The 13,663-nt window shown below is 73.9% G+C and carries 11 protein-coding genes and 1 pseudogene; 5 read left to right on the forward strand and 7 right to left on the reverse strand.

All coding sequences use genetic code 11. The features are described 5' to 3' along the window. The 3 genes and pseudogenes from ABD323_RS08125 to ABD323_RS08135 form a co-directional block, all read right to left on the reverse strand. A pseudogene (locus tag ABD323_RS08125) lies at positions 1 to 1,413 on the reverse strand (hypothetical protein); the annotation flags it as partial. Between the two features lie 83 nt (positions 1,414 to 1,496). Continuing rightward, a complete protein-coding gene (locus ABD323_RS08130) occupies positions 1,497 to 1,976 on the reverse strand; it encodes a WXG100 family type VII secretion target (RefSeq protein WP_344440558.1) in 480 nt (159 codons plus the stop codon). A gap of 32 nt (positions 1,977 to 2,008) precedes the next feature. Continuing rightward, on the reverse strand, positions 2,009 to 2,329 hold the full coding sequence (locus ABD323_RS08135; protein ID WP_344440559.1) for a WXG100 family type VII secretion target: 321 nt from the start codon (positions 2,327 to 2,329) through the stop codon (positions 2,009 to 2,011). Positions 2,330 to 2,558: 229 nt separating this feature from the next. Between ABD323_RS08135 and ABD323_RS08140 the strand changes: the two genes are divergently transcribed. The 3 genes from ABD323_RS08140 (at position 2,559) to ABD323_RS08150 (ending at position 6,803) form a co-directional block, all read left to right on the forward strand. After that, the gene (locus ABD323_RS08140) at positions 2,559 to 3,206 is read left to right on the forward strand and encodes a hypothetical protein (protein WP_344440560.1); all 648 of its coding nucleotides are present in this window, start codon (positions 2,559 to 2,561) and stop codon (positions 3,204 to 3,206) included. 172 nt (positions 3,207 to 3,378) lie between these two features. Beyond that, positions 3,379 to 3,822, forward strand: coding sequence for an ATP-binding protein (locus ABD323_RS08145; RefSeq protein WP_344440561.1), 444 nt, complete (start codon positions 3,379 to 3,381; stop codon positions 3,820 to 3,822). Between the two features lie 83 nt (positions 3,823 to 3,905). Next, entirely contained in the window at positions 3,906 to 6,803 is a 2,898-nt protein-coding gene (locus ABD323_RS08150) for an ATP-binding protein (protein WP_344440562.1), read from the forward strand. A 191-nt stretch (positions 6,804 to 6,994) separates the two neighbouring features. On the opposite strand, the gene ABD323_RS08155 is transcribed toward ABD323_RS08150, so the two are convergent. From ABD323_RS08155 to ABD323_RS08165, 3 genes are all read right to left on the reverse strand, one after another. After that, entirely contained in the window at positions 6,995 to 8,737 is a 1,743-nt protein-coding gene (locus tag ABD323_RS08155) for a peptide-N4-asparagine amidase (protein WP_344440563.1), read from the reverse strand. A 255-nt stretch (positions 8,738 to 8,992) separates the two neighbouring features. Next, a complete protein-coding gene (locus ABD323_RS08160) occupies positions 8,993 to 9,226 on the reverse strand; it encodes a hypothetical protein (protein ID WP_344440564.1) in 234 nt (77 codons plus the stop codon). 81 nt (positions 9,227 to 9,307) lie between these two features. Further along, a complete protein-coding gene (locus tag ABD323_RS08165) occupies positions 9,308 to 10,285 on the reverse strand; it encodes an EamA family transporter (RefSeq protein ID WP_344440565.1) in 978 nt (325 codons plus the stop codon). A gap of 193 nt (positions 10,286 to 10,478) precedes the next feature. Here ABD323_RS08165 and ABD323_RS08170 point away from each other — a divergent pair, with 193 nt between their 5' ends. Together ABD323_RS08170 and ABD323_RS08175 are read left to right on the forward strand one after the other, a co-directional pair. Beyond that, complete coding sequence (locus ABD323_RS08170; protein ID WP_344440566.1) at positions 10,479 to 10,955, forward strand: gamma-glutamylcyclotransferase family protein; 477 nt, start codon at positions 10,479 to 10,481, stop codon at positions 10,953 to 10,955. A gap of 53 nt (positions 10,956 to 11,008) precedes the next feature. Further along, positions 11,009 to 12,100, forward strand: coding sequence for an inositol-3-phosphate synthase (locus ABD323_RS08175; protein ID WP_344440567.1), 1,092 nt, complete (start codon positions 11,009 to 11,011; stop codon positions 12,098 to 12,100). 42 nt (positions 12,101 to 12,142) lie between these two features. Here ABD323_RS08175 and ABD323_RS08180 read toward each other — a convergent pair whose 3' ends face one another. Continuing rightward, the gene (locus ABD323_RS08180) at positions 12,143 to 13,645 is read right to left on the reverse strand and encodes an outer membrane protein assembly factor BamB family protein (RefSeq protein ID WP_344440568.1); all 1,503 of its coding nucleotides are present in this window, start codon (positions 13,643 to 13,645) and stop codon (positions 12,143 to 12,145) included. Positions 13,646 to 13,663: the final 18 nt, after the last annotated feature.

Genomic DNA, 13,663 nt, shown 5'->3' on the forward strand with positions numbered 1-13,663 from the left:
GACCGGCTCCCCGACCTGGTGGCCGGCCGGCGAGCCGGGCCCGCCGCCGGCGCCGCCGACCGCCGCGGCCTCGCCCCGCAGGCTGCCGGTGCCGCGCTCCCCCACGCCCGCGTGCTGCTCCCTGGGACCGGAGTTGAGCACGGGCTCGGCGCCCGGCGAGTGCGCCGGTGATCCGGTGACCGGATCCGACGCGGACGTCCTGGGCGCCGCCGTGGTGAGCCCCTGGCCGGTACCGGTCTCCACTCCGTGCGCCGCGTCGGGCGTCCCGACCGGCCGCGTCCCCACCGCCTCCGAGCCACCCGCCGTCACCGGACGGCCGGCACCGCCACCGGCACCGCCCTCACCCGGCGCCTCCACCGGTGGCGCCGGCCGCGTCCCCACCGGCTCGGGACCGCCCGCCGTCACCGGACGCCCGCGACCGCCGCCGCCCGGCACCTCCACCGGCCCGCCCGGGGTGGCCGGCAGGACCTCGCCGGGGCCGCCGGACACCGGACGGTCGATCACGCCACCGGGCACCTCGGTGACCGGCGCGTGGATCCCGGTTCCGCTGCCCGTTCCGGTGCCGACGTCGGGCCGGCCCACCGTGGGGCCGGGCCCCATGCCCACGCCGGTCTCCGGCGCACCGATCGAGTGCACCGGCTCGACCGGCGCCGGACCGTGCACGCCCACGCCCGGGGCATCCCCGTGCCCGGCCACCACCGGCTGGGTGTCGCCGTGGACCCAGGGCTTGTCACCCAGTCCCTTCGCCAACGGGCCCATCATCGACGGGATGTGGGCCACGATCGGCAGCCCGCCGGCCAGCGCGAGGTTGATCGCCTCACCCTTCCAGAAGTCCGCGCTGCCGAAGTCGGTGGTGGTGCCGTAGACGGCGTTCGCGATCGCCTGCGAGCCGATGTCGATGCCCAGTTGCACGCCCGCCTGCAGCCCCGCCTCGGTGGCGATGGTGCCCGCGAAGGTGAGCGCCTCGGGCAGCGCGGCGGAGATCACGCCACCCAGTTCCCCGATGATGCTCACCAGCACCTCGGGCAGGATCGCGCCCAGCGCCGCCCCCAGCATCTCGCCGAGTCCGGGCAGGAACATCAGCGGCAACGAGAGGATCGTGCTCAGCAGTTCGGCCAACGAGGAGCTCTCGGCCTGCCGCTTCTCCTGGTCCATCAACGAGACGATGTAGTCGCCGTAGGCGTTGATGTGGTTGCCGATCTCGCGCGCCGCGTCCACGGCCGGCGTGAGCTGCAGGGTGCGCAGGTCGTTCCAGGTGTTCTGGACCACGGTGTTCGCGTCGCCGGTCCAGCGCATCGAGTGCACCTGGGCGTCCATGGCGCCGAACTGCTCGAAGAGCCGGTCGCTGAAGTCGATCCAGGCGTTGCCCAGGTCGTAGATCGGACTGACGTCGAACGTGGGGTTGTAGTCCACCACTGGAATCCACCTTGCAGACGGCCCGGATCGGGGCGAGCGGCCGGGCCCGGGCCGGACGGGTCGGCGCGGCGCTCGGCGGCTCAGTAACTCTCGGTGATAGCAGTGAAGTTCGGGTCGGTGATCGGGGTGTCGCCGCCCCCGCCACCGCCCTTGCCGTTGTGGGCGTTCCAGATCGAGGTGTCCGAGACCGAGCCGGTGAAGTAGAAGAGGTCGACGATGGCGTCCTCGGCGCCGAGGTAGTTGTTGCCGGCGATGTCGAGCGCCGCGGCCACCCGCCCGAGCATGCTGTTCTGTTCGCCGTTCTTGTCGTTGGCCGCGCCGTAGAGCGCGGTCAGGCAGACCTCCAGCCGTTCGAAGAACTCCTGTGCCTCGTCCGCGGTCTGGCCCGCCCAGCCGAGTTGGAGCTCCTTGAGCGTGGTGAAGATGGTGGTGATGTCGGAACCGATGCCCTGGAGTTGGACCAGCACCTGCTTGCTGAGGGCCAGCAGCAGCTCCGGATCGACGCTGATGGTGGCGTCGGCCCCGGAGCCGGCGTAGACGGCGGGGGGTGGCTGGATCACGGTCGCTCCTCGGTGCCCACGGCTGAACCCGGCTACTTGTTCGCGAAGTTGGCGGTGTTGGTCTGCTCCACGTCCACGTACTGCTGGTGCGCGGCGGTCATCCGCCGGACCATCTCCTCCAGCAGGTCGTTCAGGTTGAGCATGTCCTGGGTGAACTCGGCCTGGAAGTCGGCGAACGAGGTGCCGGCCGGGCTGTGCCAGAAGCTCTCGGCCTGGTGGAAGATGTCGTTGATGATCGCCACCTTCTCCTTGATCGCGTCCTTGCGGGCGCCGACGATCACGATGGCGTCGGCCAACTGCGCCAGGTCGACCTTGAACTCGGCCGGGGTGATGCTCTCCGTCGTCTCGGCCACGCCGCCTGCTCCTCGCTGTCACCGCGCCCCGCCGGACCCGCCGCGCGGCGGACCCCGCGGCCGAGCCTAGGCAGCGGTCGACGGCCGGAACCATTCCCCTTTTCCCGCCGCCCGCGGTGTCCCCGAACGGGGACCTGTCCCCGCCCTCGCGCGCTCGCGAGGATGGCGACGGTCGGAAGCGGCGCCCGCTTCAACACGCAGTGCCCGCTGCCGTCATCGCGGAGGAACCGTGGCCAGCACCCCCCACAACGCGCAACACGGACCGCCCCGGGACGACAACCGCGACGGCCCCGCCGGCGGCGGCAGCGGTGACCCCTCGACGCCCGACCGGCTCCCCGCCTGGCAGGGCGACCCGTACCTCCAGGTGGTCTGGGGCGACGCGCCGGTGATCACCGGCGACCTGGGCCCGCAGGGCCAGGGCGGTGGCGGCGCCCACCGGAGCCACCCGGCGTTCACCGTCGACCTGGGCTCGATCCGGGACTGCGAGAACGGCATGCTCGGCCAGGCCCGCGAGTCGGTGGCCGGCTACATGCAGCTCAAGGAGCGGGTGCGGAGCGCGATCGACGCCGACACCGTCTGGGGCCAGCACGCCATGAAGCTGGTGGAACACACCTCGATCCTCAACAGCTACGGGACCTACACCCCGGCCCGGCCGGACACCCTGGAGGCCGACGGCCCGGTCCAGCAGTCGGCCGAGGCGTACGCGAAGGTGATGAACCCGGTGATGAGCGAGGTGCTCCGGCAGATCGCCGACTCGATCGAGAGCGTGGGTCAGTTCGTCGCCCTGCTCAACCGGGCCGGCCAGCAGTACGCGGCCGCCGACCGGAGCTCCTTCTTCCCCGACCCGCCCCCGCCGGTGGTCCCGGCCACCGCCTAGTACGGCAACGGTGCTTTCCCGCACACTTCGACCCCTCGGCACGGCGCCGCGCCACAGCGGCACGCCAGCTGAAATACGTACCCTCAGTTATTGAACCCCTGATGGTGGCGGCAGTGGTGCGACAGCAAAGGTGGCAAGCGGAGGCCCACCCCACCTGCCTCAGGAGCACCAGATGATCGCCACTGCCGCTACCCCCGCCCCCACGACGGTCGCCGACCCCGTACGCGCTGCCGCTTGCGTCCTGCCCGCAGCCGTCGAGGCGGTACCGTCCCTGCGCCACTTCGCCCGCGCCATGGCCCGAAGCTGGCACCTGCCCGACAGCACCCGGGAGACGCTCACGCTCATCGTGACCGAACTCGTGACCAACGTGATCCGCCACAGCGGCAGCCCGGACGTGGCGCTTCTTCTCACCAGCGACGCAGTCACCGTGACCATCCAGGTCAGGGACCGCGGACAGTGGCGTGCCCGGAGTACGGGCACCGCTCTCGACGCATGCTCCGGACGTGGCCTGCACCTGGTCGAGGCGTATGCCGGCTGTTGCTCCCTGCGGCCTACGGCCGTCGGCACTCAGGTCACGGCGGAGCTCTTCCTGCCGAAGCCGACGCTTGCCCGCTGACCGGGACGGCTGCTGGACGGACCAGCCCTTTTGCGACCGCCTCCGCCCGGATCTACCGTGGCAAGGACAGGGAAGGTGATCGCGTGGCAGCAGCTCTCAACCATGCGGCCACCGGGACATTCCACTTCGTCGGTCGGCAGCGGGAACTCGACCTGTTGCTGGCGGCCGTGCACCACCCGCCGGCAGTGGTCCTGGTGGAGGGTGAAGCCGGTATCGGCAAGTCCCGCCTGATCTGCGAGGCGGCCAGGATCCTGACGGCGGACGGCCTGCGGGTTCTCATGGGCTCCTGCCACCCGTTGCGTGAGCCGTTCCCGTACGGACCGGTCGCGGACGCCCTGCGGAAGGGCGCCCACTGGCTGCCCACCGACAGCCTTCCCCCCATCACCGGCGCGCTGGCCTCCCTGCTGCCGGACCTCGCGGACCGGCTGCCGGTTCCGCCTGTGTACCAGGAGGACCCCCGGACCGCGCGCCATCTTCTGGTCCAAGCGGTGCGATCCTTCCTGGCCGCCATCGGCCCCGCCGTCCTGGTGATCGAGGACATGCACTGGGTCGACGAAGGCACCCGCGATCTCCTGCTGCTCCTTGCCCGTGACCTTCCCGACCAGCTCGGCCTGATCGTCACCTACCGGGCCGAGAACCTGCCGCCCGACACTCCCGTGCTCGGAGCCGCCTACCGCCGCCCACCCGGCACCAGCGGCGCCACGATCCGCCTCGCCCCGCTTTCCAAGGTGGACGTCCACGCACTGGCCGACGCGGCCCTGGGCGACGGCGCCACCTCGGCGCTGGCGGCTGTCCTGTACGACCGGAGCCAGGGGCTGCCACTCGTGGCAGAGGAAGACCTGATCACGCTCTGCGAGCACGGCCTGGTCGGCAACCCCGTCGAGGCGACAGCCGACCTCGCACACGCCGAAGTACCCGCAGGGCTGCGCGAGGCCGTCGTGGAGCGCCTCGCCGCCCTCTCTCCGACCGCAGCGGCGGTCGTCGACGCCGCGGCGATCCTGGCCGTGCCCGCCGCCGAGCCACTGATATCAGCGGTGGCCGGGCTGACGCCCGAGCACGGCGCGCAGGGCCTGACGGAGGCCCTGCAGGCAGCGGTGCTCCGCGAGTCCGGCTCGGGGCAGTACCAGTTCAGACACGTCCTCGCCCAACAGGTCGCGTACTGGCACGTCCACGGGCCCCGCCGCACTCGTCTGCACCTACAGGCACGCGAAGCGCTCCAGAAGCAGTCACCCGTGCCACTGGTGCAGATAGCGCACCACACACTCGCGGTGGGTGACCGGCAGGCATGGCTGGAGCAGGTCGAGGAGGCAGCCGACCAGGCCGTCGCCCTCGGTGATGTCGGCACGGCGGCCTCCCTCCTCCAGCAGGTCCTCGAAGAGCCCCACCTGAGCAGTGACGCCCGCTCGCGTGCCGCCCTCGCACTGGGACTCATCGCTGTCAACGGCGCCGACTGGGCCACCAACGCCGCCGTCCTGCGCAGGATCCTCGCCGACCCCCAGCTCTCGGTGCCGACCTGCGGAGAGATCCGCCTGGCCCTCGGGCTGCTGATGGTGAACCACGCCGGTGACCGTGCCGGGTACGAGGAGATCGAGCAGTCCATCGAGGAGCTGCGATCCACGCCGCAAAGGGCGGCTCGAGCCATGATCGCCATGGCCGTCAACGAGCGGGACGACGCGGCGGATCGAGGCGGGGCATGGATCGACCGGGCCGACTCCACCCTTGGTCCGCATGCGGACGACGTCTCGCGGGCGACGCTTCACGCCACCCGGCTCACCATCCTCGCCCGAAGCGGCGATCCGGCCGTCTGGGCTCACCTGGACCAGCTCCCGCGCAGATCCGGGCGTATCGAGATCCTCCAGCAAACCACCCGCGCCCTCTACAACGTGGGCGAGATCGCCATCGAGCTCGGACACGACCACCGTGCTGCCGCCCTTCTGACGGAGAGCCGGGACCTGGCCAAGCGGGCGACCATCGGGTACCTGGAGTCCTACAGCCAGATCGCCCTCCTCCGTCTGGACGGGTTGGCCGGCCACTGGGCGCACCTCGAGGAGCGCTTCGCCGAACTCGGTATGGAATACGTGGGCATGGCCATGACCGCCAACGAACAGAACCTGGCCGCCGGGTTGTTCGCCGCTTCCCAGGGACGGTTCGCCCCTGCGCTCAGGCATTTCAAGGCTGCCGCGGCCTACGGCGAGTGCGAGGGCCAGGTGACCTCGGCACTGCGGGCCGCGGCCGGGCTGGTCTCGGTCCGGCTCGCGCAGGGAGCACCGCACGATGCCTGGGCCATCGCCGAACCCGCCACGGCCATTCTCCGTCAGGCCCGAGCCTGGGCCAGGGCGACCGGCCTGCTGCCGGGGGCCGTGGAAGCGGCGCTGGCCTGCGACGATGCGCACGCCGCCGGAGCACTCATCGACGATGCCGCCGAGGGCCTCCACGATCGGGACGCACCGGCGGCGGTCGCCGAACTCCACCTCGCCCGCGGGCTCTTCCACCGGAAGGCCGAACCAGCCCTCGCCGCCGAGGACCTCCTACGGGCCCGCGAGGCCTGGGCCGCCATCGGGCGCCCCTATGAAGGTGCCCGCGCGGCGGAGCACCTCGGCCAGGCGCTCGCGCGCGCCCACGCCGATGGCGCTGGACAGCGCCTCTGCGAAGCCATCGACGTCTACACCGACCTCAACGCCACCGCCGACGCGGCCCGCTGCCAGCACTACCTGCGCGAGTTCGGCCTTGCACGGCCCGGAGCACGCGGGCGGCACAGTTACGGCACCAGCCTGTCCCCCCGCGAACAGCAGGTCGCCGAACTGCTCGTCCAGCAAGCAACCAACCAGGAAATCGCCCAGAGGCTGTTCCTGTCCCCCCGCACCATCGAGCAGCACGTCGCTCATGTCCTGAAGAAACTCAACACCACCAGGAAGGACATCGCCAACGCCTACCCACCCCGCGATCCCTCTCCCCCTGATCAGCGGCCACCGGTCCGCTAGGGCCTGTCCGGTCGATCTTGTCGGATCAGCGTGCGGCGTTGGGCGCCCGGCTGGGCGTGCGCCCGAGTCGCCCTCGTACTGGACGTACTTGGGCGATTCGGGCGTGCGTCCGAGGGGGCACCTCCCGGCCGAAGGCTGGGGGAGGGATGCCCGGCGTCGCGCGCCCGGCAGGATCGGCCGGACGGGCCCTATCAGCAGGAGTGCTGGCGGTCGAGCGTGACGTAGCCGTGGTCGGCCGCCAGCTCGTGGTCGTAGCAGCCGCCGTCCGCGGTCGTGCCGGTGTAGTGCTCGTGGCCGCTGCCGTCGGCCTGCACGGTGGTGCCGGCCTGCCGTTCCAGCACGCCCTGGGCCGACAGCACGTCGTCGCTGCCCGCCTGCCGGGTCCAGTGCCGCTCGCCCTGCAGCGTCTCGTCGGCCAGGTGCCGGGCCACCGAGACCTGACCGCGCACCAGGTAACTGTCGGCCGTGGCGCCGGGGGTGTAGGTGCTGGTGACGTCCAGCGGGTAGGACCAGCTGCTGCGGGTCACCGCCGGCCGGCCGTGGCCGCGGTCGGTGCTGGTGAGGGTCCAGCCGCTGTCGCGCTGCGAGGTCACCTGGCGCTGGCCCTGGTCGGCGATGGTGTTGCTGTTGCTGTAGTCGCCGTGGTGGTCGATCCGGGTGCTGATCCGCCCGCGCGAGGTGTCCACGTAGCCGGCCACCGTCCAGTCGCGGGTGGTGCTCGCGGTGATCAGGTCGCTGCCGTCGGCCTGGCCGGCCTCGGTGGTGGCGACCTGCGGCGCGGCGGCGATGGTGTCGGCGGTGACGGCGCCGCCGGTCTGCGCGCGCAGCGGGTCGGTGTCCAGGAAGAGGCTGCCGTCGAGCGTCCAGCCGTCGCTGATGCCGGCCGGCGGCAGCAGCGTGACGGTGTGCGGGTGACCGTCGGTGAGGGTGCCGGCGAACGGCGTGAGGTCGACGTCGTAGGGCTGGGTGCGCAGCGCGTCGATGCTCGGGATCGGCCGCCACAGCAGCGGGCTGATCCCGCCGGTGTAGATCGCCGGGAACGGCTGGACCGTGCCGGCGAGCCGGCCGTCGACCAGCACCTGCACCTCGCGGTAGCTGCCGCCGCCGCAGAGGCCGTCGTCGGGGTGCGCGGCCGTGTAGTCGTCGGGCACGTTGGCGTACCAGAACTCCTCGCAGCCGCCGCCGCGGGCGTAGAGCTGCAGGTGGGCGGCGGTGAGGTTGCGCGGGAAGCTCAGCGTGGCGGTGGCGCTCTGCCCCTTGGACAGCGTCCACCAGCCCGGCGCGGTGCTGGACTGCGAGACCGGGAGCACCTGGTCGGCGGTCGCGGCGGCCGGGTGGTGGCGGTCGGCCTGGTAGTAGGTGACCGTCATCGTCATGTGGTAGACGCCGGTGTAGGTGGCGTTGACGATGTTGCCGAGGTCCACCACCAGCGGCTGCGGGGTGCGCAGCAGCGGGATGAAGCTGCTCAGGTCCTGGTCGACGTGCCAGCTGATGCCCGAGGGGTCCGGCTCGGGGGTGCTGGTGCGCAGCACCTCGGCGCCGCCGATCCAGACCCCGGCCAGCCGGTCGTACTGGCGGCCGGCGACGCTGCCCGACCAGTCCAGGACCACCTTCGTCCACGGGCCCGGGCAGTTCGCCGGCGGGGCCAGCGTCGCGGTGAAGGGCTGGCCGTAGCTGTTGGCGAAGTCGTGCTGCATCGCGGTGACCGTGCAGTGCGCGGTGTCCGGACGGCTGACCGGCGGCAGCGCGGTGACGGGGTTGCCGTAGTCCGTCTCGACCCGCCCGGCCGCGGGGGCGGCGGCCGCGGAGGCGGACGGGGTGGCGGCGGTGGCGGCACCGGCCGGCAGGCAGAGCGCGGCGGCGAGCGCCAGCACCAGGGCGGGGACCGCCCGGGCGGCGGCGCGCAGCGGGGTGGGGAGCGAGGGTATCGGCACGTTTGGCATGTACTCACGGGCCGATGACGGGTGTCAAGGGTCCCGACCGCCCCCGACCACCCCGATCCCCCGCGCCCCGGTGGGCTCCTGACGCCCCGGTGGCAACGGGCGGCGGCCCGTCCGGGCGTCCGGGGGAACGTCCGGGCGGGCCGCCTGCGCCGGCTCGGGGTGGGTGCGGGGTTTCGCTCGAGGTCGGTGCGCGCGGGGTGCCGCGCGGGGTCGGTGCGCGCGAGGGTGCCGCGCGGGGTGAAGCGCTCAGAGCCGGTCGTGCAGGCCGGCCGCCAGGCCGCGGCACCAGCGCGCGAACTCCTCGCGCCCGGCGCCCTGCCGCTGGCAGAGCGCGTCGATCTGCGCGTCGCTCAGGCGGTTGGGCCCGTCCACGGCCAGCAGGTGGCCCATCTCGTCCAGCAGGACGGCCAGCCGTTCGGCGTCGGTGTGTTCGACGGTGGCCATGGCCTCGGTGTGGCCGAGCGTCATCGATCCGGGCATGACGGACTCCCTTCGGTTCGCGGGCCCCGTCTCCACCGTACGACCGCCCGGCCCGGCCCGCCCACCGCGCCGGCGGGCCGCTCAGCGGCGCCGCTCGGTGCTCACCACCACGCCGACCGCCGCCACCACGATCGCGCCGCCGATCGCCTCCCAGCGGTTCGGCCGCTCGTCCAGCACCAGCCAGCCCAGGAAGACGGCGACCACCGGGTTCACGTAGGCGTAGGTGGCGACCAGGCTGATCGGGGCGGACTGCAGCAGCCAGGCGTAGGCCGTGAACGCGACCAGCGACCCGACCAGCACCAGGTAGGCCAGCGCCACCCAGGACCGGGTGGTGACGGCACCCGGGTGCAGGCCGTGCAGCTCGCCGTGCAGCAGCGCGACCAGCAGGCAGCCCAGCCCGCCGGCGAGCATCTCGTACCCGCTGGCCACCAGCGGGTTGGCCGGCATCGGCAGCCGCGAGGAGGCGAACGAGCCGATGGCCCAGGAGATCGAGGCGCCCACCAGCATCAGCACCCCGCCCAGCGCGACCCGGCCGGTGATGCCGGGCACGGCGAGCACCACCAGCCCGGCCGTACCGAGCGCCACCCCCAGCAGGGCGGCCGCGCCGGGCCGGTCCCCGAAGGCCGCGCGCAGCAGCACCACCCAGAGCGGCACCACGGCGATCAGCAGCGCGGCCAGGCCGGAGGGGATCTCCCCCTCCGCCAGCACCACCAGGCCGTTGCCGCCGACCAGCAGCAGCACCCCGACCAGCGCCGCCGAGCCGAGCTGGCGCCGGGTCACCCGCAGCGCCGCACTCCCCTGCCGCCAGGCCAGCACGCCGAGCAACAGTGCGCCGGCCAGCAGGAACCGGACGGCGCCGGAGAGCAGTGCGGGCATGCTCTCCACCACGATCCGGATGCCCAGGTAGGTGGAGCCCCAGACCACGTAGACCACCGCGAGCGCGGCCCAGACCGCCGTGGAGGTCCGGGCGGGCAGGACGGGCCCGGCGCCCCCGGTGCCCGCGGCGCCGAGGGGCTGGCCGGCTGTCCCGGCGGGCGGCTGGGTCCCTGCGGTCGTCATGTGCGTCTCCCTGACTCGGTGCTGTACAGCGGACCGCCATCACAGCGCATCGCGGGGGCGGCCCGCCAGCCGGTACCAGCGCTCGGGACGGGCGCCGCAGCCCCTGGGCAGCGGCGCGGCGCGGGGGAAGAATGCGGAAGCAGCCGTTCCCCGCCGCTGCCCCCGTCCCCGCCGCCGTCCCCTGGAGGCCCCCTTGCTGCCGTTCTTCGTCTACGGCACGCTCCGCCCCGGCCTGCACAACCACGCCCGGCACCTCGGCGGGCGCTGCCTGCGCTCCCGGCCCGCGGTGCTGGGCGGTGCCGTGCTGCACGACGGCCCCGGCTACCCGTACGCCGTCCGCGACCCGGACCCGCGGCGGCTGGTGCACGGCGAGCTGCTCACCGTGCGGCCGGCCGACTACGCGCGGGTGCTCGCCGAGCTGGACGAGCTGGAGGAGTGCCGCCCGGACGACAGCGGGCTCTACGTGCGGCTGCGGCTGCCGGTCCGGCCGACCGGCGGGGCGGCGACGGCGACGGGATCGGAGGGCCTGGCAGGACCGGCGGGACCGGTGGAGGATGCCTGGGTCTACCTGGCCGGCCCGGCGCAGGCCGAGTACCTGCGCGCGCACCCCTCGCCGATCCCCTCCGGCGACTGGACCACGCACCTGGCCGGCACCCCCGAGCGGCCCTGACCCGGCGTCAGCGTACGATCGACCGGCCCCAATCCCCACCCTCCGGAGGACTCATGCCCACCGTAAACGTCGGTCTGGTCGGCGTCGGGAACTGCACCTCGTCCCTGGTGCAGGGCGTCAGCCACTACGCCGACGGCGAGCACACGGTCGGCCTGACCAACCCGGTCTGTGCCGGCTACGCCGTCGCGGACGTCCGGTTCACCGCCGCCTTCGACGTGGACACCCGCAAGACCGGGCTGGACCTCTCGGACGCGATCTGGGCCGAACCCAACAACGCCCGCCGCTTCGCCGAGGTCCCGCACCTGGGGGTGCCGGTGGTCGAGGGCGCACTCGGCGACGGGATCGGCCGCAGCTCGGCGGACCGGATCACCGCGCGCGGCGCAGCCACCGTCGAGGACGTCGCCGACCACTTGCGGCGGACCGGAACCCAGGTGCTGCTGAACTTCGTGCCCGCCGGCAGCCAGCAGGCCTCGGAGCTCTACGCGCGGGCGGCCCTGGCGGCGGGCTGCGCGTTCGTCAACTGCATCCCCTCGGTGATCGCCCGCTCGACGCAGTGGGCCGCCCGCTTCGAGGCGGCCGGCCTGCCGCTGGTCGGCGACGACCTGAAGAGCCAGTTCGGCGCCACCCTGCTGCACCGCGCGCTGGTCGACCTGCTCACCGCCAACGGCGTCCGGCTGAGCAGCACCTACCAGCTGCTCGGCGGGGGCAACATGGACTTCCTCAACCTTCAGGACGCCGAGCGGATGCAGACCAAGAAGGCGTCCAAGGCCGACGGCCTGCTCGGCGCAGGCGCGGGGACGGGGACGGGCACGGGCGGGGCCACGGGCGCGGGCGGGTCGGCGCCCGCGGTGCACGTCGGCGCCGACTACATCCCCTTCCTCGCCGACCGGAAGATCGCCGTGATCCGGGTGGAGGGCGAGGGCTTCGGCGGCACCCCGCTGGAGGTGGACCTGCGGCTGGCCGTCGACGACTCCCCCAGCGGCGCGGGCAACGCGCTGGACGCCGTCCGCTACGCCGGGTTCGCCCTCGCGCACGGGATCGCGGGTGTCCTCGACCCGGTCGCCGCGCGGCTGATGAAGGCCGTGCCGCGGCCGCTGACGGAGCCGGAGACCGAGGCCGGCCTGCGCGCCCTGCTGTCGCGCTGATCCGCTGACCGACCGGCCCACCGGCCCGCCGTTTCGCGGGGCTCAGCTCAGCGGCACCGCGTGCAGCAGCCTGTCGTGGCCGGCGAAGAGCTGGACGCCGTCCGTGGCCACCGACCAGAAGTCGACGGCCGGCTCCCCGTCGTGGAAGGTCCAGCGCGGCAGTCCGGTGGCGGCGGCCAGCGCGGCCACGCCGGCCGCGGCCGGGCCCGGCACGGCCAGCGTGCGGGCCACCAGCAGCGGCCGGCAGCGCGCGTCGAGGCGGAACGGCAGCCGGTAGGTCCAGCGCGGCGCACCGGTGGCCGGGTCGACCGACCGCACCTGCCCGTCGTCGGTGAAGAGGAAGAGCCGGCCGCCGCCGGCCAGCAGGGTCAGGTAGCGCCAGGACTCACCGGCGGGCGGCTCGGCCGACCACCTGGTGGCGCCGTCGGCCAGCGCCATCGCGCGCAGGCCCCCGGAGCCGGCCGCCTGGTAGAAGGACCCCTCGTCGACGGCCTCCCAGCCGGCCGCCAGTCCACCCTGGGCCACGCTCCACAGCTGCGGACCGCCCGCCGCCGCCAGCAGCGAGATCCGGTTGCCGGCGGCGACCAGCAGCCGGCCGCCCGGTAGTGGCTGGACCTTCTCGACCGCCTCGCCCGGCTGGTCGTCGGCATGGGACCAGAGCAGCCGGCGGGTGGCCAGCGAGACCATCAGGAGCGAGGTCCGGGCCGGGCCGCCCGCCGGCAGGACGTCGGCGCGGCAGTAGAGCGCGCTGTCGTCGCAGGCCATCATCTGCAGGATGCCGCGCCGGACGGCCGGCTGGGTCACGGCGTCGGGCGCGGCCGGATTGGGCACGGCGGGGTCGGGCGTGGCGGGGTCGGGGGCAGCGGCATCGGGCGTGGCGGCATCGGGCGTGGCGGAGCCGTCCGGCCCGGGCAGCGAGAACTGCCAGTCCGTGACGCCGCTGCCCAGGTCGTAGCCGGTGATCCGGCCGGTCACCGGGGCGTCCGAGGTCGCCGCGTCGCCGACCAGCAGCAGGCTGCCGCCCACCAGCAGCGGACCGCCCGAGGGGACCGTGAAACGGCGCCGCTCGACGCCGACGGCCGGGTCCAGCACCGCCAGCTGCGAGCCGGAGAGGAAGATCGGCGCGCGCGGCGAGCGGTCCAGCCGTTCCAGCGCGCGCGGGCCGAACCCGTGGTACGTCCAGCTCGGCCGCGGCCCGCCGGCGCGCGCGGCGACCGGCCGCGGCGAACCGTCCGGCGGCGGGCTCGCGGTGCGCGCGGACCGCGCCCCGGTCTCCCCGTGCTGCACGGCCCAGGCCGTCGCACCGGCGAGCACCGCGCCCGCGCCGAGCAGCAGCCGGCGCCGGGTGGGGTGCGCCCCGCCCGGCGGCGCCGAACCGTCCCGTTCGTCCGCGCGGCCGCCGCCCTCGCCGCGGCCGCCCTCCAACCGGTCTTCGTACCGCTCGGCGGCGTCCTGGCCCGAGGCTTCCGGCTCGCCGACGAAGCCCCCCGTGCCGGGTGCCCGTCCCGCCGGCTCCCCGTGCGGCCCGGTCTGCCTGATCGCCATGGTTCCCCCAGTCCCCGA

Source organism: Kitasatospora nipponensis, assembly GCF_039528135.1.
Lineage (GTDB): Bacteria > Actinomycetota > Actinomycetes > Streptomycetales > Streptomycetaceae > Kitasatospora > Kitasatospora nipponensis.